Origin of the sequence: Erwinia sp. CGal63 (assembly GCF_037026505.1) — a bacterium.
GTDB lineage: Bacteria > Pseudomonadota > Gammaproteobacteria > Enterobacterales > Enterobacteriaceae > Erwinia.
On sequence record NZ_JAKUMN010000001.1, the window covers coordinates 250,084 to 270,497 of the forward strand.

The following is a 20,414-nucleotide window of genomic DNA, read 5'->3' on the forward strand; positions in this document are numbered from 1 at the left end:
GGCGCCTGCGTTGGCCGAAAAGCGAATAAAAAAACGGGCGAATCGCTTCGCCCGTTGCTCTCTTATTTGACCTGCATCCCTGGCTGAGCGCCGCTGTCTGGCGAAAGCAGGAAGATCTCTTTACCGCCGGGGCCAGCAGCCATCACCATGCCTTCCGAAATGCCGAAGCGCATTTTACGCGGCGCCAGGTTGGCGACCATCAGCGTCAGACGACCGACCAGCACTGCCGGATCCGGATAGGCGCTGCGAATACCAGAGAAGATATTGCGCGTTTCGCCGCCGATATCCAGCGTCAGGCGCAGCAGCTTGTCAGAGCCTTCCACAAATTCGGCGTTCTGGATCAGCGCGATACGCATATCCACCTTAGCGAAATCATTGAAGTCGATGGTTTCGGCAATCGGCGCATCCGCCAGCGGGCCGGTCAGCGCAGGCTTGTTCGCCGCGGCCGCGTCCTCTTTCGAAGCCTCGATCAGCGCGTTGACCTTGTCCATTTCCACACGGCTGTAAAGCGCCTTAAAGGCGGAGAGAGTGTGATCCAGCAGCGGCTGCTCAATGGCGTCCCAGCTCAGCTCCTGATTCAGGAAGGCTTCGGCGCGCTCGCTTAAGGAAGGCAGCACCGGTTTCAGCCAGGTCATCAGCACGCGGAACATATTGATGCCCATTGAACAGATCGCCTGCAGGTCGGCATCGCGGCCTTCCTGCTTCGCCACGACCCACGGCGCCTGCTCGTCGACATAGCGGTTCGCCACGTCGGCCATCGCCATAATTTCACGTACCGCGCGACCAAACTCGCGGCTCTGCCAGGCTTCGGCAATGCTGGCGGACGCGTCGACAAAAGATTGATACAGCGCCGGATCGGCCAGCTCCGCCGACAGTTTGCCGTCGAAACGCTTGTTGATAAAACCGGCGTTGCGCGAGGCCAGGTTGACCACTTTGTTAACGATATCGGCGTTTACGCGCTGCACGAAATCTTCCAGATTAAGATCGATATCATCAATGCGCGAGGAGAGCTTGGCGGCATAGTAGTAACGCAGGCTGTCCGCGTCCAGGTGCTGCAGCCAGGTGCTGGCCTTGATAAAGGTGCCGCGCGATTTGGACATCTTGGCGCCGTTTACCGTCACATAGCCATGCACAAACAGGTTATTAGGCTTACGGAAGTTGCTGCCTTCCAGCATCGCTGGCCAGAACAGGCTGTGGAAGTAGACGATATCTTTGCCGATAAAGTGATAGAGCTCGGCGTCGGAATCTTTTTTCCAGAAAGCGTCGAAATCGATGTCGCCGCGCTTGTCGCACAGGTTTTTGAACGAGCCCATATAGCCGATCGGCGCATCCAGCCAGACGTAGAAATATTTGCCCGGCGCGCCCGGAATTTCAAAGCCGAAGTAGGGCGCGTCGCGGGAGATATCCCACTGCTGCAGGCCCGACTCGAACCACTCCTGCATTTTGTTGGCGACCTGCTCCTGCAGCGCGCCGGAACGGGTCCAGGCCTGCAGCATCGCGCTGAACTCCGGCAGATCGAAGAAGAAGTGCTCGGAATCGCGCAGCACCGGCGTCGCGCCGGACACCACGGATTTCGGATCGATCAGTTCGGTCGGGCTGTAGGTCGCGCTGCACACTTCGCAGTTATCGCCGTACTGATCCGGCGATTTGCATTTCGGGCAGGTACCTTTCACAAAGCGATCCGGCAGGAACATGCCTTTTTCCGGATCGTACAGCTGTGAAATGGTGCGGTTTTTGATAAAACCGTTCTCTTTCAGACGGGTATAGATCAGCTCGGACAGCTCGCGGTTCTCGTCGCTGTGCGTCGAGTGGTAGTTGTCGTAGCTGATGTTAAAACCGGCAAAGTCGGCCTGATGCTCCTGACTCATTTCGGCAATCATCTGCTCGGGCGCGATACCCATCTGCTGAGCTTTCAGCATAATCGGCGTACCGTGCGCGTCGTCGGCGCAGATGAAGTAAACCTCGTTGCCGCGCATTCGCTGGTAACGGACCCAAATATCCGCCTGGATATGCTCGAGCATGTGGCCGAGATGAATAGAACCGTTGGCGTAAGGGAGTGCGCACGTTACCAATATTTTCTTCGCGACTTGAGTCATAGTGAGACTTGCTATACCTGTTTAAAATAAGGGATTCCGATGTTACCCGAAAGGCCCGGCCTGCGTAAACAGCGCCGGGACGACCGCACTGTTTTTTGCCGCCTGCCGCTCGCCGCTATATCTGATATGCTCTGACTAACGTCATAAGAAAAAGGAGCCGGGATGATGCAACAGTCCCAACACTCGCCGGAAGCGCTGCGCGCGATGGTGATGGGCGTTTTAACCACGTTTGAACATCCAACGCTGCAGCGCAACCTGACCGCGCTGAAGGCGCTTCGCCACTGCGCCATGCTGGACGAGACGCTACATATTGAGCTGCAGATGCCTTTCCCCTGGCAGAGCGGCTTCGAGGCGCTGAAGGAGAGCGCCAGCGCCGAGCTGCTGCGGCTGACCGGCGCCGCCGCTATCAGCTGGAAGCTGAGCCTGGATATCGCCACCCTGAAAAGGGTGAAAAACCAGCCTGGCGTAAAAGGCGTGAAAAATCTTATCGCCGTCAGCTCCGGCAAGGGCGGCGTCGGCAAATCCAGTACGGCGGTAAACCTGGCGCTGGCATTAATCGCCGAAGGCGCGAAGGTCGGCCTGCTGGATGCGGATATCTATGGCCCGTCGATTCCCGATATGCTCGGCACGCAGAACGAGCGGCCTACGTCGCCGGACGGTACCCATATGGCGCCGATTATGGCGCACGGACTGGCCACTAACTCAATCGGCTACCTGGTGACCGACGATAACGCGATGGTGTGGCGCGGGCCGATGGCCAGTAAAGCGCTGATGCAGCTGCTTAACGAAACGCTCTGGCCGGATCTTGATTACCTGATCCTCGATATGCCGCCGGGCACGGGCGATATTCAGCTGACGCTGGCGCAGAATGTGCCAGTAACCGGCGCGATAGTGGTGACCACGCCGCAGGATATCGCGCTGATCGACGCCCGCAAAGGCATCGTCATGTTTGAGAAAGTTAACGTGCCGGTGCTGGGTATTGTGGAAAATATGAGCGTGCACGTCTGCAGCAACTGCGGCCACCATGAGCCGATCTTCGGCAGCGGCGGCGCGCTGGCGCTGGCGGAACAGTATCAGACGCGTCTGCTGAGCCAGCTACCGCTGCATATCACGCTGCGCGAGGATCTGGACGATGGCGAGCCGACAGTAGTGCGTCGCCCCGACAGCGAGTTCACCTGGCTTTACCGTCAGCTGGCGGGCCAGGTCGCCGCGCAGCTCTACTGGGACGGCGAGGTGATCCCGGACGATATCGCTTTCCGCGTGGTGTGATTTTCCCTGCAACGGGCGCGCTGTTTGCTACAGCACATAGTGCAGCAGCAAATACTCGCCCTGTTCGCTTTCGCCACTGCTGATAATCTGCCAGCCGTGACGCTGATAAAAAGCCAGCGCCCGCTGGTTCGCCTTCAGGCATTTCAGCGCGCCGGTCGAGGTGAAGCTTGCCTGCACGGCTTCCAGCAGTTCGCTGCCGATGCCCTGACCCTGGCGATCGGGATCGACAAATAAACTGTGCAGAAAGTTATCGGCCGGCAGCAGGGCGGCGAAACCCGTTCGATGCCCGTCGTGCTCCGCTACCAGAATGCGCTCGCCCAGCGTCACGCGGTCGAAATCCTCCAGCTGCCAGTCGCTGCCGTCAAGCCAGTGCCAGTTCGCTTTTCTGGCGGCCAGAAACAGCGTGCGTAAAAAAGGGCGATCGGCTTCGGTAAAGGCGCGTACCGTCATGCGTTTTCTCCCCAGACCGGCTTAACGTGTCTTTCGCTTTCAATGCCCGTGCCGCGATAGTCGTAATCGATTTTGCCTGCTTCAAAAAGCTGATCCAAAAGTCTGAAATTATCCGGCGGCGTGACGTTGCAGCGGCTGTTAAGCACGGTATCACGGATGGTAAAGGCGCGATCGCCGCGCGCGATTTGGTGCAGGTAACGCAGCATTTGCAGCGCCGCTACGCTAATACCGTATTGCTCATTAAGCGGTCTTGTCATTTTACTTCTCGTCAGGGCGATGGGTTATTTCAGCGTAGCGAACCTTAGCAAAAAGTCGCGGAGAGAGGAATTATGACGGGAAAAAACCGGCGACGAATGCCGCCGGAACAGGGATCAGAAGCTTACCGTGACGCCGCCGGAGAGCAGCCAGTCGTTGGCGCCTTCCTGTTGTAGCCTGCGCTGGTGGCGAAGCTGAGTGGAGAAGGTTACGTTGTCCGTAACGGCCAGACTGGCCTCGGTTTGCAGACTAAGCGCATCGCCGCCGTTGCCGGTACGGAAAGTATCGCTGTTAACACCGTCGCCGATGGTAACTTTCCCCTGGCCTGACGGACGTTTCAGCAGGTGCGCATCCGCGCCCAGCCGCAGCGTGCCTGCGCTTACCGGTAGCGAATAATCCCAGGCCAGCCCGCCGATCCAGGCCTCTCGCCGCTGCTGCTGATAGCTGACGCTAGCGCGATCGACATCGGTGAACTCTCTGACGCGCAGCTGCTGGTGGCGATAGCCGATATAGGGACGGAGTTGCCAGGTACCAAAATCCAGCGTTTTGCCCGCTTCGATTTCGCCAAAGGTTTGCCTGACGTGCGGCGAGGCCACGTTGCCGCGCAGATGCGTAACGATATCGCCTTTCAGCCAGCCGTAGCCGGAGAGCAGAGTCAGGTAATAATCGTCCATATGCCAGGCTAACATAAGATTCAGGGTGTTGTTATCAAATCTGCCCTGGCTGTAGCCGTCCGCTGCGGAAGGTTTGAAGGTCAAATCGCCCTGTGACCAGGCGCCGCTCAGGCTAAGCGACTGATTGTCGTTCTGCCATGAGGCCAGCGTTGCGCCCATCATCCAGCCTTTATAGCGGCTCTTGTAGCTGTAGCCATAGTCGAGAAAACCGTTGGCCGGGCGATAGCGCTCTTCGCCGCGATAACCGAAGATAAAGAAATCGGAACTGCCTTTTTGCGCGCTCTGCAGGGCGCTCTCTTTAAACAGCTGAGTGCGCTGCTCATCTGCGCGGAACAGCGCAGACGGCAGAGAAATATAGGCTGGAACCTGCGGCGTAACCGCGCGGCGCACGGGCGCTGACGGCGTGACGGCAGGCTGCTCTTGCTGCTGGCTATCCGTGTCATCGGCCGGCACGGTTTCGTCAGCAGGCGTTTCCGGCGTGGCTTCAGGCGTTTCGTCCGCAGGCGCTTCTGGCGTGGCTTCAGGCGATTCATCCGCAGGTGCTTCCGGCGTGGCTTCAGGCGTTTCGTCCGCAGGCGTTTCCGGCGTGACTTCAGGCGATTCATCTGCAGGCGCTTCCGGCGTGGCTTCGGGCGTTTCGTCTGCAGGCGTTTCCGGTATTACCTCTGGCGTTTCCGGCGTAGTTTCCGGGAGTTCAGGAACAGACGGCTCGCTAATTCCCTCTTCAGATAACAAGATATTCTGCAGACGATAGTCCCAGTATTGATTGCCGGAGCCGGTGACCTCGCGCTCGCTCGCCGCCGCTTTGCCCGGCGCGAAAGCATACAGGCCGTAGGCCCAGGCGCCCTGAGCCACATAATCACCAGCCAGCCGGAAGCTTTCTTTCGTAGCCTGGCCGCCTACCTGAATAACGGATACGCCTTCCGTATTATCGGCGCTGCCGTTCTGGTTGCTGTCGCTGTCGCGCCACAGGCTCTGGCTGTTAACTGTTACCTGAATCGGTTCGCTGGTGCTAACGTCGCCCTCTATTAACAGCTTATCCGTAGCGCTGTTGCTGAAGGCGCTGTTCAGCGTTACGCCAACCGGGCCGGAAGTAGTCAGCGAGGCCAGGCGCAGCGTGGCATATTCGGCGGTATCGGTCAGCAAAGCACCGGGATAAATCGTGCCGCCAGCCGCGTTCAGCTTCTGCAGCGAGCCGCTGCCGGCCAGCACCGTCTCGCTGGTCATATTGACGGTAGAGGCGGCGTTACCGTTCAGCGCCAACGTGCCCGCCAGCAGCTCGGTATCGCTGTCGGTCGTGATATCGCCATCGACAATTAAGGTGCCGGCGCCGCTTTTCACTATCTGACCCTTACCGCTGATATCCGCCGTAATAGTTGAAGAGAGTCCCGCCACGCTGCTGGCCCGCTCGCTGATATCCGCCTGCAGCACGCTGTCCGTTTCGCTCAGCACGACGCTGCCCGACAGCAGAGCATGCGCATAGAGATTTAACGCGGCATTTTCAGCCACGGCTATTTCACCTTCCAGCGTGGCGTGATCGCTGACGACCAGCTTAGTGCCGGACTGAACCTCTACCGTATCCGCGGTATAGCTTTTATCCTGCCAGTCATCGCTGTACAGCACGCCGCCAGCGTGAGGAGTTTGTTCGCCTGACAGCGCCAGTTCGCCACGTTTTACCTTCAGCGAGGCGAGTTCGGCGCCGCCCGAAAACGTAGCCTGATAAGCGCTGTCAGAGGCGTAATAGCTGAGGTTTAAGCTGCCGCTATCTTTTTCGCCAAAATGTCCGGCGAAATTAAAGCCGTCGCCATAGAGCGTAACCGTACCGGCTTTCCCGACGTTGCGGTTGACGACAGTGGCGCCGCTGTCGTTATGATTAATTTCGCTGAAGCTCAGGCTGTTGCCGTTGATATCCAGCGTGCCGCCGCGATAGCCAAAAAAGATATTTTTAGCGGCAACCTGATTCGCGTCCGCCAGCACCACTACCGGACGACCGCTTACCAGCGTCACGGTGGAAAAGGCCTGTTTCTTGCCGTTCTCGTCCGCCTGCTGATCCAGTATGACCGTACCGTCACCGACGTTCAGGCTGCCGCCGTTTACGCCGGTCGCATTCACGTGCAGCGTGCCTGCGCCGATCTTATGCAGCGCGTCGCCCGCCTGGCCGTTTACCTGCCACAGCACCGTTTTCCCCGCGTCCACCTCAATGCCGCCGCCGACCCAGGTATACTGCTGGCCGCTGGCTGAAACCACCTGGTAGTCGTTGGAAAACTGCAGCTTGCCAGCGCCAAGATTGACTGACTGGTTCAGAACCAGCGTGCCGCCTTCGCCGTTAAAGCGCAGATCTTTACTGCTGTCCAGCTCTTCATTGGTCGCGGCGGCTGGCGTAAGCGCCTCGACGCCGTGCCAGGCCCAGCTGCTGTCGCCCTGGACTACCGCTTCTTTATTCCAGTAAAGCGTGCCGTTCGCCTGTATATCGATAATATCGGCGTCCTGATTAGCGGCCATCACCTGCGCGACGAAATCATCCTGAATATAAAGCACATAGGTACGCAGATCGTAGGGCGCGCTACCGGCGATAGAGGTTAATACGCCCATCAGCTTCCAGACTTTTTCTTCATTATCGTAAACCAGCATCGGACTGCCGCTGTCTCCGCCCTGAGCGGCACTGTCAAACGGCTGTACGGCTGGATTGTCGGGGCTATAGTTGTACCAACGCAGCCGCCAGTTTTCAAAAGTGGGATTGGTCATCATACCGCCCGACTTCCAGCTATAAGCATCGGCGAGCCAGGTAAGCGTCTGCGTTTCTGCATTAACCTGATATTGCGTTCCTGCGCCGACGCGGGCGTACCAGGTATAGCGTTCCGGATTATCGCGTAATTCAGTCCCTGTCATCGAAGGGATGGCAGCCGCTTCGGTAACAACCTTATTTAAGCGAGGTAAATGAAAATCGCGCTCGTAGTACTCATTACGATTGATTAACTTATAGCTGGTGCTGTATTTGGCGTTATTACCGAAATCCAAGGACTGGTAGCCGGTATTATGCTGGACGCTGGCAAGATAAGAGGGCGCGAACAGCGTCGCGAAGCCGCCGGATACCACGGCGCCAAAGTCAGGCACAGGAAACTCAAGCACGCCAGCCAGCGTACCGTCGGTTTTATAAACGTGAATGTTTTCTGCTCCGACGCGATATTTACCTAAGTTTTCGGCGAAATCACGATAGTCCTGCACCGCGACGTCTTCACGCATGATACCGGCGAACAAGGATGAAGATGTAAAAGAATAGCAACATAAAAACGCAATTATTTTTAATTTCATTGAAATCCCTTTAATTCAAATTAACGATTGCGATATGTAAGATAAATATTAATTTCCCGTGTTTTTTTGTGCCGGGTTAAGCGTGGTTTACCAAATCATATATTTACAGACTTTTCTTATAGTCTAACAATAAAGACATTATCTGTGGAATTTTTTGCGGTCTTGCGCCAGATGGGACGCAATAATATTGATTACCGTCAAGTTAACTCTATTTAATGAATATTATTGGCTGGCTGCCTGCCAGATAAAAAAGAGTTCACTGTGGTTCTTTGAATACTTGTCGGATAAATATTTTTATAATTGTTTAATGATTGGGGTTACTATTTTAATTAAAGGTTTTCTCTGTATAGAAAAGACGTGAAAGATAATAATGCTGTCGGATATTTCCTTCATGAATTTTTATAATCACGCCAGCTAAACGCGCGTCTTTAACACAGGTGAAGAAGAGTTCAGGACGCCAGCGTGCTGATACTTCCTTCTTTCAGCATTCAGCGTTTAATCAGCCGCGCCAGGCTTGCGTAACATCACGCATTTCCCTATGCTGCGAAGCTTGCACTATGACTCGGGGTGCCCTTCCTTGTGAAGGCTGAGAAAAACCCGTTGAACCTGAACTGGATAATGCCAGCGTAGGGAAGTCAGATGCCTGCCCGCATCGCCTTCTTGATCGCCGGTTGGGAGCGCTATGATCCAACCTTCTCGCTTTACGGCCAGCCCGGCCGCTTCACTTTCCCTGTTTCGCCAGCGTTCGCCGCTGGTGCACTGCCTGACCAATGACGTGGTGCAGAGCTTTACGGCCAACGTGTTGCTGGCGCTGGGCGCGTCGCCAGCGATGGTGACCGAACCCGTGGAAGCCGCGCAGTTCAGCGCGATTGCCGATGCCGTATTGATTAACGTCGGCACGCTGACCGCCGCGCGCGGTGAAGCCATGCTTGCGGCGGCGCAGAGCGCTACGGCGGCAGGCAAACCCTGGACGCTCGACCCGGTCGCCGTCGGCGCGCTGACCTTCCGCAGCGATTTTTGTCAGCAGCTGCTGGCGTATCGTCCTGCCGCCATCCGCGGCAACGCCTCTGAAATTATGGCGCTGGCGCGACAGGCGGTTTCCGGGCGCGGCGTGGACAGCCTGCACGATTCCGCCGCAGCGCTGGATGCCGCCGTGCTGCTGGCGCAGTCAAGCGGCGCGATAGTCGCGGTGACGGGCGAAACGGACTACGTCACCGACGGCGAGCGGTTAGTAGCGGTGGCGGGCGGTTCCCCGCTGATGACGCGGGTGGTGGGAACTGGCTGCGCGCTTTCCGCCGTGGTCGCCGCATTCTGTGCGCTGCCCGGCGACCGGCTGCAGCATATCGCTGCGGCCTGTCGGGTAATGAGCCAGGCGGGCGAACGTGCCGCGGCGGCAGCCGGTGGGCCAGGCACTTTTGAGCCGCTGTTTCTGGATGAGCTGTATCACCTGCACAGGGAGGCCGCGCTATGAGAGTCAACGCGCTAACCATAGCCGGTACGGACCCCAGCGGCGGCGCCGGTATTCAGGCCGATCTAAAAACTTTTTCCGCGCTGGAGGCTTACGGCACCAGCGTGATCACGGCGCTGGTGGCGCAGAATACCTGTGGCGTGCAGTCCGTTTATCCGATCGCGGCCGAGTTTGTTTCAGCCCAGCTCGCTTCAGTGCTCAGCGACGTTCGTATTGATAGCGTGAAAATTGGCATGTTGCAGGATAGCGATATCGTGGAAGCGGTGGCGGAAGGGCTGGCGACGGCGTCCATTCCCTGGCTGGTGCTGGATACGGTGATGCTGGCGAAAAGCGGCGATCCGCTGCTTTCCGCGCGGGCGGTGGCGACGCTGCGCGAAAAGCTGCTGCCGCAGGTGTCCATTATCACGCCTAATCTGCCGGAAGCCGCTGCGCTGCTGGCGTGTTCGCCAGCGCGCGACGAAAAAGAGATGCTGCGCCAGGGGCGAGCGCTGCTGGAACTGGGCTGTCAGGCGGTGCTGATGAAAGGCGGCCATCTGAGCGACAGCGAAAGCCCGGACTGGCTGCTGACCCGAGAAGGAGAAGAGCGTTTTACCGCGCCGCGCGTGCCAACCAAAAATACGCATGGCACGGGCTGTACGCTCTCTTCCGCGCTCGCCGCGCTACGGCCACGCCACAATGACTGGCTGACCACGGTGCGCGAGGCAAAGCAGTGGCTGCAGGGCGCGCTACAGCAGGCCGATACGCTGGAAGTCGGGCAGGGCTTTGGGCCGGTTCATCACTTTTACCGCTGGTGGTAACGCGGCGTTAGCCAGCGCTATAGCGGCTCGAACCACTCGCCGTTCTGCTCTGCGATTGGCGTGATGGAAAAAATCATCTCCTGCAGATGGCGGCGCAGCGCCTGCTCCGCGGCTGTGGCGTCTTTCGCCAGCAGCGCCTGCAGGATCTCTTCATGCTGTTCAATCAGGATTTGCGGCGGCGAGACTTTGCTGAGGGTCAGAAAGCGTACGCGATCCATCGTCGCCTTGATATTCTCCACCGTTTCCCAGGCCAGCTCGCAGTTGATGCTCTGGGCGATCAGGCGGTGGAACTCATCATCCAGCAGCAGAAACGCCTGGCTATCCTGACGCTGCGCGGACATCTTTTGCAGCTGAAGATTCTGCTCCAGCAGTGCCAGCGCGGCTGGCGAGGCTTCGGTTGCCGCGCGGCGCACTACGGCCATTTCCACGGCTTCGCGGATAAAACGGCCATCGGCAACGCGCTGAGCGGAGATTTTACGCACAAAAGTGCCGCGCTGAGGCAGGATCTGCACCAGTCCCGCTTCCGCCAGTTTGATAAAGGCTTCGCGAACCGGCTGGCGGGAAACGCTGAAGCGGGCCGAGACTTCTTTTTCGGAAAGCAGCGCGCCCGGCGCAATCGCGCAGGTAACAATATCCTGGCGCAAAAAACGGTAAATTTGCTGGTTAACGGGTTCGCTGGCGGTAATCGTGTAGGCAATAGACATTCGGCAATTTTCATATCAAGGGTGGCCTGACGCCGGGGATGCTCAGTCTAATCAGCCTGATGCCCCGGCGCCAGTGCTTTTCCCTTAGCTTAGCCGATAACCTGACGCACCGTTTCTTTTGCGCCTGCTGTCAGCAATTTCTGGTAATAGTGACTGACGCGCTCGCGGAACAGCGAGTTGTCCGGCAGATCGTCGCCGAATACCGCCCGCAGCGAAAGCAGTGCGGCAACGCGCTCATCGCCTTCAGCGCTGCTGTTGACCAGCTGCGCCAGCTGCTCGTGCAGCGGATCGTTGATGACGATAGTTTTGCCCTGTTCATCCACGCCGCCAACGAAACGCATCCAGCTCGCCACGCCCAGCGCCAACAGCGTAAAATCGCTGCCTCGCGCCAGATGCCAGCGGATGCTGTCCAGCCAGCGCTGCGGCAGTTTTTGCGTGCCGTCGGTAGCGATTTGGTAAGTACGGTGCTTAATCGCGCGGTTTTGATAGCGGGCGATCAGCGAATCCGCATAGGCGACCAGATCGACATTTTTCGTGCTTAGCGTTGGCGCCTGTTCATCCAGCATCAGGCTGCGCGCGGCTTTCAGGTAGTAAGGATCGTCCATGCAGTCGCTGATGTGCTCGTAGCCCGCCAGGTAACCCAGATAGGCCAGCAGCGAGTGACTGCCGTTAAGCATACGCAGCTTCATCTCTTCAAAAGGCAGCACGTCCGCCACCAGCTCCGCGCCCGCTTTCTCCCACGCCGGGCGGCCGCTGACAAAGTTGTCTTCGATGACCCACTGGAAAAAAGGCTCGCACTCCACGCCAACCGGATCGCTGCAGCCGAGTTTGCCGCTCAGTTCCTCAAAAGCTTCCGGCGTCATGGCGGGAACGATGCGGTCGACCATAGTCGACGGGAAAGTAATATGGCTACGAATATAGTCGGCCAGTGCCTGGTCCTGCTGTTCCGCCAGCTGTATCACCACATTGCGGGTTACCCGACCATTTTCCGGCATATTGTCGCAGGACATCACGCTGAAAGGCGGCAGGCCGAGCGCGCGGCGGCGTTTGATCGCCGCCAGAATAATGCCCGGCAGCGAATCCGGCTGCTCAGGATTAGCCAGATCGTGTTTGATCGCCGGGTTATCCAGGTTCAGCTCGCCGGTCGCGGGCTGATAGCAGTAGCCTTTTTCTGTCACCGTCGCGGAGACAATCGCCACGTCCGGCTGGCACATCGCGTCAATGATCTTCTCGATGCCGTCGCCGTGGCGATAAAGCGCTTCTTTGATGACGCCGACCACGCGCGTTTTCAGGCCGCTGTCGGCCTTTTCCGTCACGCTGTAGAGTAAATCCTGCTGGCGCAGCGCCTTAATTAACTCGCCGGTGTTAGCCGGGTTGATTTCGCACTCGCAGTAGCCCCAGTCGCTGTGCTGTTCGGCGGCAAGGATATCCGTGCAAACAGCCTGATGAGAACGATGGAAGGCGCCAAAGCCAAAGTGCACGATGCGTTTATGCAGGGCGGAACGATCGTATTTCGGTAATACAGTGCCTTCAGGCAAAAGATCGACAGATAGCATGGTCAGTCCTTATTAAAGAGAAAAGCGCGCCTGGACAATCAGACGGAGACAGGTTTAACAGTGCCTTTCGGGCTCTTAATCACCACCAGCACCAGCATTGCGCCCAGCGCGGCAATCACGCCAGCCAGCACGAAGGCGCTGTCGAACTTGCCGGTATGGTGCACGATATAGCCGGTGACGATCGGGCCGATAATGCCGGAAAGACTGCCGATCAGATGGATAAAGCCGCTGATGCCGCCAACGCGGCTTTTGTGGACGACGTCCTGGATAATCGCCCAGTAGATCGCGCCGGTGATATAGAGGAAGAAAATGGAAACCGACATCAGAATAACGGCCGGATAAACGCCTTTTACCGAGCCGGCGAAGGCGACACAGATAGCTGCGGCCAGTAGCGACACCACTAGCACAATTTTGCGCGAGAGCAGCAGCTTGCCGGTAATATTGAAAATTTTATCTGAAATCCAGCCGCCAAGCGCCAGACCGACGAAACCCACAACCCACGGAATAACCGTCGTCATGCTCATCGATTTGATATCCAGGTTGTGCGCCTGCACCAGATAGGCCGGGAACCAGCTAAGGAAAAAAAACAGGATGTAGTTGTAGCAGAAGAAGGCGAAGGCGGTGACCAGGATAATCGGCTGGCGTAGATAGTGGCCAAGACCGTGCGCCGCCTGCGCCAGTTCCTCATCCGGCGTGGTCTGCTCAGCTTTCAGACTGTCGATCAGTTCACGCTCCCGCGCGCTGACAAGGCGACTTTTCAGCGGGTTGTCCGCCGCGATAAAGAACCAGGCCACCATCCAGACGATGCCGATAGAGCAGATAATCACGAAGGCCGGACGCCAGCCGAACGCCAGCGCCAGATAGCCGATAATGGGCCCGGCGACCGCGCCGCCCAGCGGCGAACCGGCGCTGAGAAAGCCCATCGCGGTGGCGGCCTGTTTTTTCGGGAACCAGCCGTTGATGGCTTTATTCGCGGAGGCGCAGATTGGGCCTTCCGCCATCCCAAACAGCACGCGCAGGATCAGCATCGACCAGAAGCCGGTCGCCAGCGCGGTAAAGCCGCAAAACAGCGACCACATGCCTACCGCGATGCCCAGCACCAGCGTTGGGCCAAATTTATCCGTCGCCAGCCCGCCGACAAAATTAAACAGGGCGTAACCGAAGAAGAAGCTGCCGAAAATCAGGCCAAACTGCTCGGCGTTCAGCATGAGATCTTTTTCGATCATCGGTACGGTAAGCGAGAGCGCTACACGATCGAGATAGTTGATCATGTAGACGAGAAACAGCAACAGTACAATGGTCCAGCGGAGATTCTTAAACATAAAAAAATCCTTAATTATTATAGTATTGAAAGATTTCTTTACGATTCAGGGAGCCTGATTAAGGGAGAGCGACTCTCCCTTACCGAATACGGCCCTGACCGTTAAGCCCGGCGTTCGTTAACTGACCTCAAGGATAACTTTGCAGCAGCTGCGCGGGTCCTTTTCAAACAGCGTCATCGCTGCCTCGACATCATTCAGCGGCAGGTAGTGCGTCACCAGTTTTTCTGGCGCTATCAGCCCCTTTTCCATCCACTCAATCACCTGCGGAAAGCGCTGGCTGTTGAGGCGGGAAGTAAACAAAGAGAGCTCCTTGCTGGTCAGGCTCTGCTGCGTCACCGTGCAGGGCTCGCCGGAGAAGCCGAGCAGGCCGATGCGCGCCGCAGGCGAGGCGAGCGCCACCGCTTCGGCCAGAATCGCCGGATGGCAGGCGGCATCGATAATTAGCGTTGGTTTTTCGCCTTCCAGCTGTGCCGCCAGCGGGATCTCGCTGTTGTCCAGGGTCACATCGGCACCGCTTTCTTTCGCCATCGCCAGCCTTTCCGGCAGACGATCGGCGACGATCACCTTTTTAACCTTATACACGCCTTTCAGCGCCTGAATCGCGGTCAGGCCCATGGGGCCAGCGCCGAAAATCAGCGCCACATCGTTCGGCTGCGGCTGCAGAAAAGCGCAGATATTGGCCGCGATGGTAAAAGGTTCGATCAGGCTGGCCAGCTTGTCCGGGATCGCTTCCGGCACCCGGTAAGCGTTGCGAGCGGGCGCGACGGCATAGTCGCTGAAACCGCCGTCGCGGTGAACGCCAATCACCTGAAGTTCGCTGCAGACGTTGGGACGACCAACGGAACAGGGATAGCAGTGGCCGCAGCTTACGACCGGATCTACCGCCACGCGTTCGCCGATGCGGGCAGCCTCGACGCCGGCGCCAACCGCGTCAATCACGCCAAAGAACTCATGACCTATCACTCGCGGATAGCGGGCGAAGGGATTATGACCGTGCCAGATATGCACATCCGATCCGCAAATACTGGCAAATTTTACTTTGACGCGGACTTCGCCCGCCGCCGGTTCCGGCAGCGCGCGCGTTTCCAGCACCAGTTTGCCGGGTTCGGCTATCACCACACTTTTCATTATCTTCTCCTTACCAGTTCCACAAGGTGCCGTCTTCCAGACGAGCTACAGGCAGATAAGCGGGTTCATAGGGATATTTCGCCGCCAGCTTTTCGTCGAATTCGATACCCAGGCCAGGCTTGTCGCCCGGATGCATATAGCCATCTTCAAAAGTCCAGCTGTGCTGGAAAACCTCCATCATCTGCGCGGAGTAGCCCATATATTCCTGCACGCCGAAATTAGGCACCCAAAGGTCAAAGTGCAGCGCGGCCGCCATGCAGATTGGCGAGAGATCGGAAGGGCCGTGCGAGCCAGTGCGAACCTGATAGAGCGAGGCGAAATCGGCGATGCGGCGCATACCGGTGATGCCGCCCGCGTGGGTAATGGTGGTGCGGATATAGTCGATGAGCTGCTCTTCGATCAGCTGCTTGCAGTCCCAGATGCTGTTGAACACCTCGCCGACCGCAATCGGCGTCACGGTATGCTGACGGATCAGACGGAAGCACTCCTGATTTTCGGCAGGCGTCGGATCTTCCATCCAGAACAAACGGTATTCCTCCACGCTTTTCCCGAAGCGGGCGGCTTCAATCGGCGTCAGGCGATGGTGCATATCGTGCAGCAGATGCTCATTGAAGCCGAATTTATCGCGGATCGCGGCGAACAATTTAGGCGTGAAATCGAGATATTTTTCCGTTGACCAGAGCTGCTCTTCCGGCCAGTCGCCTTTGGTGGCCGGTTCATAGGCCTGGCCTTTGCCTTTCGCCATACCGTAAGTGGTCTTCATGCCCGGCACGCCGCACTGGGCGCGAATGGCTTTAAAGCCCATCTCTTTGTGCTTCGCGTAGTCGTCCATCACTTCGTCGATGCTGTGGCCGGTAGTGTGGCAATAAACCATCACGCCTTCGCGCGAGGCGCCGCCCAGCAGCTGATAAACCGGCATATTGGCCGCTTTCCCTTTGATATCCCACAGCGCCTGATCGATGGCGGAGATGGCGGACATCGTTACCGGGCCGCGACGCCAGTAGGCGCCCTTATAGAAATATTGCCAGATATCTTCGATTTGATGCGCGTTACGGCCGATCAGTTGCGGGCAAAGATGATCTTTCAGATACGAGGCGACCGGCAGCTCGCGTCCGTTCAGCGTGGCGTCGCCGATACCGGTCAGACCCTGATCGGTAGTGATCTTAACTGTGACAAAGTTTCTGCCTGGGCAGGTTACAAAGACTTCGGCTTTTACGATTTTCATTCCTGTCATCCTGGTGAAGAGAATGGGGAAAAAATACGCACTGTCGTACTACCATACAAGTAGTCTGCGGTGGATTTTAGACAGGGATCACATTGTAAAAACGGCGTGAGCCATGCAGGGCGCTCGCTTTTCGCCGCGCGGCGGCGACAAATTTAGGGGCAGGGAGGGAGTTAAAGCGGGATCAGGTACGGGTTTCAGCTCTCAGACTATGGGCATAAGATCTTTCAGGCGCTGAGAGGATGAAAGGCAGGTTGTCAGATAGCGAGGTGAAAGTTACGGCCAAAAACCATAAGCTGAAAAAAGAAAGCCGGGGCCGGGCGGCCCCGAGATTCAGGCCAGCAGCTCGCAGGAAGGCGGCAGACGGCAGCTCAAAGCTGCAGGCAGGATCTCAATACGGAAAGCGTCGCCGCGCAGCGGCTCGCCGTCGAGATTAAACACCATCTCATTCGGTGAAGTGATTTCCAGCCACGGCAACGAGGCGCGAATAATATTCGGGTTTTCATCATCGCCGCCGGTCAGCGAGTTAAACAGCGTCGGCAATATTTCCTTAGAGGTGACGATGGTCAGTTCCAGCTTGCCATCGTCGATCAGTGCCGTCGGACAGAGCCGCTGACCGCCGCCCGCCTGACGACCGTTGCCGATACCGATTACCAGCGCGTCGCCCTGCCAGCTGAAGTCTGGACCACGCAGTTCGCAGCTGTCCGCCTTCAGCGTATCCATGCGCAGCAGGCCGTGGATCAGATAGGAGACGCCGCCCAGCGCCGACTTCAGCTTTTCCGGCGTTTCGGTGGTAATGCGCGTGCCGAATCCGCCGGTCGCCATATTGATAAAGTAGCGATCCTGATTCACCCGGGCCAGATCGACGGCGGTGGCTTTACCGACTATCGCCAGGCGCAGCGCGTGCTCCATCTCTTCAGGAATGCCTGCGCTGGTGGCGAAATCGTTGGCGGTGCCGAGCGGAATAATACCCAGCACCGGACGTTGAGCGGTTTCCACGCCGGCCAGCGCAGTGGCGATCTCGTTAATAGTGCCGTCGCCGCCGCCCGCTATCACAGTTGCCGCGCCCAGCGCCACGGCCTCTTTCACAAAGCGCTCGCCGTCGCCCTGCTCCCAGGTGACGCGAACCTCAATTGACATTCCTTCTTCGCGCAGCTTCAGAATCGCCTCGCGCAGCTCTTCATTGCCTGCGCCTTTACCGTTAAGGATCGCCAGCGTCAGTGAATGTTGCTCCATCTTCTTGCCCTGTCAGATTGGCCTTGGCCGAAAGTGCTTCAGTTATAGCATATTCAATTAAGAGTGGAAAAAAAGAAGGGACACCAGGCTCCCACAGTGCTGAAAAGGATGACACGCAAAGAAAGCTGCGGTATTCAGCAAGCAGACGGAGATAAAAAAAATTGGTGTACACAGTACCCCAAAAATGTTAAAGACAGCCTGACGGAAGCTGAAAAAGCTGAACTAAAAAAACTGACTAACATACTGCGAAACGAGGTGTGAAATGAGTTTCTTTGACGATCTTAAAACTTCTCTGGAAGAGGCTGTAGAGATTAAGAAAGGCTCAAAAGCGTCAGCCAGAGTCACCCGTTATGAAATTGCCGACGTGCGGGCGATACGGGAACAGCTAAATATTTCCCAGAGCGAAATGGCTAAGGCGCTGGGAACCAGCATTGATACCATTAAAAGCTGGGAGTCAAAAAGAAGAAACCCTACGGGGCTGGCTGCGAAAGTGTTGGCGACCATTCAGGCTAATCCAGCTTTTTTCTATGCGTTAGCTGCTCACTAAATTGATTTATCTGTCCAGCGTAAACCTGCCAATCGATCAAGGCGTTGCATGGATGATAATTAACGGCGCCTGTCGAAAAAAGAAAGGCCCGCGCGGCGAACCGGCGGGCCAGGAGGTGGTAAAACAAAATGCTGTTTGGAATTTTTCATTCGGCGCCCGCGCATCATAGCGGTAAATGAGAGCCGGGAATGTGATGGTATTCTAAAAGTTACGTCAGGAAACTTTCCCGCGCCGTTTTATTCGCTGCCGGGGAGGTTTCGCATCAGCAAAGCCCAGGCGAGATCGATATCCTCCGGCACCGGGATCCAGACAAAATGCCCGTTGCCTGGCGCGACTTCGGCAGGCTGCAGCTTCGCGTTTTCCATGCTCTCCAGCTGAAAGTGAATATTGCCCGCAGGCGTTATCAGCTCCATGCTGTCGCCGACGCTGAACTTATTCTTCACCTCGACCAGCGCCATCCCGCCGCGCCGTTCGCCGGTAAACTCGCCGACAAACTGCTGGCGATCGGAAGCGGAAAAGCTGCGATCGTAGGTCTGGTAGCTGTCGTGGGTATGACGGCGTAAAAAGCCTTCGGTATAGCCGCGATGGGCAAGGCCTTCCAGCGTTTCCAGCAGCGAAGGATCGAAAGGTTTGCCTGCGGCGGCGTCGTCAATGGCACGGCGATAGACCTGGGCCGTGCGGGCGCAGTAGTAATGCGACTTGGTGCGGCCTTCAATCTTCAGGGAATGCACGCCCATTTTGGTCAATTGCTCCACGTGCGCCACCGCGCGCAGATCTTTGGAGTTCATGATGTAGGTGCCGTGCTCGTCCTCGAAGGCGGTCATATATTCGCCCGGTCGCATCGACTCTTCCAGCATAAATACTTTGTCGGTCGGCTGACCCACGCCCAGCGTCGGCTCAATATTGGTCACCGGGATCGGCTGATGCTGGTGGACGATATTGCCGATTTCATCCTCCTTGCCTTCCTGCACCTTGTACTCCCAGCGGCAGGCGTTGGTGCAGGTACCCTGATTCGGGTCGCGCTTGTTGATATAACCGGAAAGCAGACAGCGGCCGGAATAGGCCATACAAAGCGCGCCATGAACAAAAATTTCCAGTTCGATTTCCGGTACGCGCTCGCGGATTTCGGCGATCTCCTCCAGCGACAGCTCGCGAGAGAGGATCACGCGCGACAGCCCCATCTGCTGCCAGAAGCGCACGGTAGCCCAGTTTACCGCGTTGGCCTGCACGGAAAGATGAATCTCCATCTCCGGAAAAGCCTCGCGCACCATCATAATCAGGCCCGGATCGGACATGATCAGCGCGTCCGGCCCCATCGCCACCACCGGCGTCAGGTCGCGGATAAAGGTTTTCAGCTTGGCGTTATGCGGCGCGATATTCACTACCACATAGAATCGCTTTCCCTGCGCGTGGGCTTCGTTGATGCCGATAGCCAGATTTTCGTGGTTAAACTCATTATTACGCACGCGCAGGCTATAGCGGGGCTGGCCGGCATAGACGGCGTCCGCACCATAGGCGAAGGCGTAACGCATATTTTTCAGCGTGCCCGCGGGAGAAAGCAGTTCTGGTTTAAACATGGGGGTCTCAATCCTGACATAAGGCCGCGGCGACCGGCGGCCTTACAAAATGTGCGGGGATTGTAAAAGCTGAAGCGGGGAATGTAAATTGCGCTAGATCAAACGGCACACGTCCGCTTCCCAGCGATAGCCCATGCCGTAGACCGCGCGGATAAAGGGCTGGTCCGCATCCAGCGCCTCCAGCTTACGACGCAGGTTTTTGATATGGCTGTCGATGGTGCGATCGGTCACCACGCGATAGTCGTCATAAAGATGGTTAAGCAGCATTTCGCGAGAGAAAACCTTGCCCGGCTCCTGCGCCAGCGTTTTCAGCAGGCGAAACTCGGCGGGCGTCAGCTCCAGCGGCGTATTGTCCCAGCTGGCCTGGAACCGCGCTTCGTCAACCACCAGCAGCGAAGCCTTCTGCGCCTCTTCCGGCGTGCGCTTACAGCGCTTAAGAATAGTTTTTACCCTCGCGACCACTTCGCGCGGGCTGAACGGTTTGCAGATATAGTCGTCGGCGCCGATCTCCAGCCCCAGCAGGCGGTCGATCTCCTCGATTCTGGCGGTGACCATAATGACCGGCAGCTCGGAGAAGCGACGCAGCTCGCGGCACAGCGTCAGACCGTCCACGCCCGGCAGCATCAGATCCAGCAGCATTAAATCCGGCGGCGTCTGCCGGATCCAGTCCAGCACCTCGTCGCCGCGCAGCAAATGGTGGGTTCGATAGTTGGCGGCCTGCAGATAGTCGACCAGCAGTTGACCGAGCCTGGGTTCATCTTCCACCACCAGAATGAGCGGGCTGAGCGGTTCCTGATTCAT

At 57.4% G+C, this 20,414-nt stretch carries 16 protein-coding genes and 1 riboswitch; of the genes, 4 read left to right on the plus strand and 12 right to left on the minus strand.

The genetic code is table 11. From position 1 onward, the window contains the following. Positions 1-62: 62 nt before the first annotated feature. Positions 63-2,096 (minus strand): methionine--tRNA ligase, encoded by a 2,034-nt coding sequence (gene metG, locus MKZ79_RS01030; RefSeq protein ID WP_336139335.1) that lies wholly within the window; start codon positions 2,094-2,096, stop codon positions 63-65. A 162-nt stretch (positions 2,097-2,258) separates the two neighbouring features. On the opposite strand from metG, the gene apbC reads away from it, so the two are divergent. Continuing rightward, positions 2,259-3,365 (plus strand): iron-sulfur cluster carrier protein ApbC, encoded by a 1,107-nt coding sequence (gene apbC, locus MKZ79_RS01035; RefSeq protein ID WP_336139338.1) that lies wholly within the window; start codon positions 2,259-2,261, stop codon positions 3,363-3,365. Between the two features lie 27 nt (positions 3,366-3,392). Here apbC and MKZ79_RS01040 read toward each other — a convergent pair whose 3' ends face one another. The 3 genes from MKZ79_RS01040 to MKZ79_RS01050 form a co-directional block, all read right to left on the minus strand. Beyond that, a complete protein-coding gene (locus tag MKZ79_RS01040; protein ID WP_336139340.1) occupies positions 3,393-3,815 on the minus strand; it encodes a GNAT family N-acetyltransferase in 423 nt (140 codons plus the stop codon). Continuing rightward, positions 3,812-4,072, minus strand: coding sequence for a hypothetical protein (locus MKZ79_RS01045; RefSeq protein ID WP_336139343.1), 261 nt, complete (start codon positions 4,070-4,072; stop codon positions 3,812-3,814). The genes MKZ79_RS01040 and MKZ79_RS01045 overlap by 4 nt, the downstream gene beginning before the upstream one ends. A 114-nt stretch (positions 4,073-4,186) precedes the next feature. Then, positions 4,187-7,987, minus strand: a complete 3,801-nt coding sequence (locus MKZ79_RS01050) for a S6 family peptidase (protein ID WP_442897114.1) — start codon at positions 7,985-7,987, stop codon at positions 4,187-4,189. Positions 7,988-8,609: 622 nt separating this feature from the next. Then, a riboswitch (TPP riboswitch) is annotated at positions 8,610-8,706 on the plus strand. 32 nt (positions 8,707-8,738) lie between these two features. Between MKZ79_RS01050 and thiM the strand changes: the two genes are divergently transcribed. After that, positions 8,739-9,527, plus strand: coding sequence for a hydroxyethylthiazole kinase (gene thiM / locus MKZ79_RS01055; protein ID WP_336139349.1), 789 nt, complete (start codon positions 8,739-8,741; stop codon positions 9,525-9,527). Then, positions 9,524-10,321 (plus strand): bifunctional hydroxymethylpyrimidine kinase/phosphomethylpyrimidine kinase, encoded by a 798-nt coding sequence (thiD, locus tag MKZ79_RS01060; protein ID WP_336139351.1) that lies wholly within the window; start codon positions 9,524-9,526, stop codon positions 10,319-10,321. The genes thiM and thiD overlap by 4 nt, the downstream gene beginning before the upstream one ends. Before the next feature lie 17 nt (positions 10,322-10,338). Here the strand turns inward: thiD and MKZ79_RS01065 are convergent, their stop codons facing one another. The 6 genes from MKZ79_RS01065 to yegS all read right to left on the minus strand — a co-directional run bounded on the left by MKZ79_RS01065 (position 10,339) and on the right by yegS (position 17,489). After that, on the minus strand, positions 10,339-11,025 hold the full coding sequence (locus tag MKZ79_RS01065; RefSeq protein ID WP_336139353.1) for a GntR family transcriptional regulator: 687 nt from the start codon (positions 11,023-11,025) through the stop codon (positions 10,339-10,341). A gap of 89 nt (positions 11,026-11,114) precedes the next feature. Continuing rightward, positions 11,115-12,581: a mannitol dehydrogenase family protein gene (locus tag MKZ79_RS01070; protein ID WP_336139355.1), complete on the minus strand. Its 1,467-nt coding sequence runs from the start codon at positions 12,579-12,581 to the stop codon at positions 11,115-11,117. A gap of 38 nt (positions 12,582-12,619) precedes the next feature. Continuing rightward, a complete protein-coding gene (locus MKZ79_RS01075; protein ID WP_336139356.1) occupies positions 12,620-13,903 on the minus strand; it encodes an MFS transporter in 1,284 nt (427 codons plus the stop codon). 117 nt (positions 13,904-14,020) lie between these two features. Beyond that, positions 14,021-15,031, minus strand: coding sequence for a Zn-dependent oxidoreductase (locus MKZ79_RS01080; protein ID WP_336139358.1), 1,011 nt, complete (start codon positions 15,029-15,031; stop codon positions 14,021-14,023). 10 nt (positions 15,032-15,041) lie between these two features. Continuing rightward, complete coding sequence (gene manD, locus MKZ79_RS01085; protein WP_336139361.1) at positions 15,042-16,256, minus strand: D-mannonate dehydratase ManD; 1,215 nt, start codon at positions 16,254-16,256, stop codon at positions 15,042-15,044. A 330-nt stretch (positions 16,257-16,586) separates the two neighbouring features. Beyond that, positions 16,587-17,489: a lipid kinase YegS gene (gene yegS / locus MKZ79_RS01090; RefSeq protein ID WP_336139363.1), complete on the minus strand. Its 903-nt coding sequence runs from the start codon at positions 17,487-17,489 to the stop codon at positions 16,587-16,589. Positions 17,490-17,751: 262 nt separating this feature from the next. Between yegS and nadS the strand changes: the two genes are divergently transcribed. Next, on the plus strand, positions 17,752-18,036 hold the full coding sequence (gene nadS, locus MKZ79_RS01095) for a NadS family protein (protein ID WP_336139364.1): 285 nt from the start codon (positions 17,752-17,754) through the stop codon (positions 18,034-18,036). 236 nt (positions 18,037-18,272) lie between these two features. Here the strand turns inward: nadS and trhP are convergent, their stop codons facing one another. Beyond that, a complete protein-coding gene (gene trhP, locus MKZ79_RS01100; protein WP_336139366.1) occupies positions 18,273-19,613 on the minus strand; it encodes a prephenate-dependent tRNA uridine(34) hydroxylase TrhP in 1,341 nt (446 codons plus the stop codon). A 93-nt stretch (positions 19,614-19,706) separates the two neighbouring features. Next, positions 19,707-20,414, minus strand: coding sequence for a two-component system response regulator BaeR (gene baeR / locus MKZ79_RS01105; RefSeq protein WP_336139367.1), 708 nt, complete (start codon positions 20,412-20,414; stop codon positions 19,707-19,709).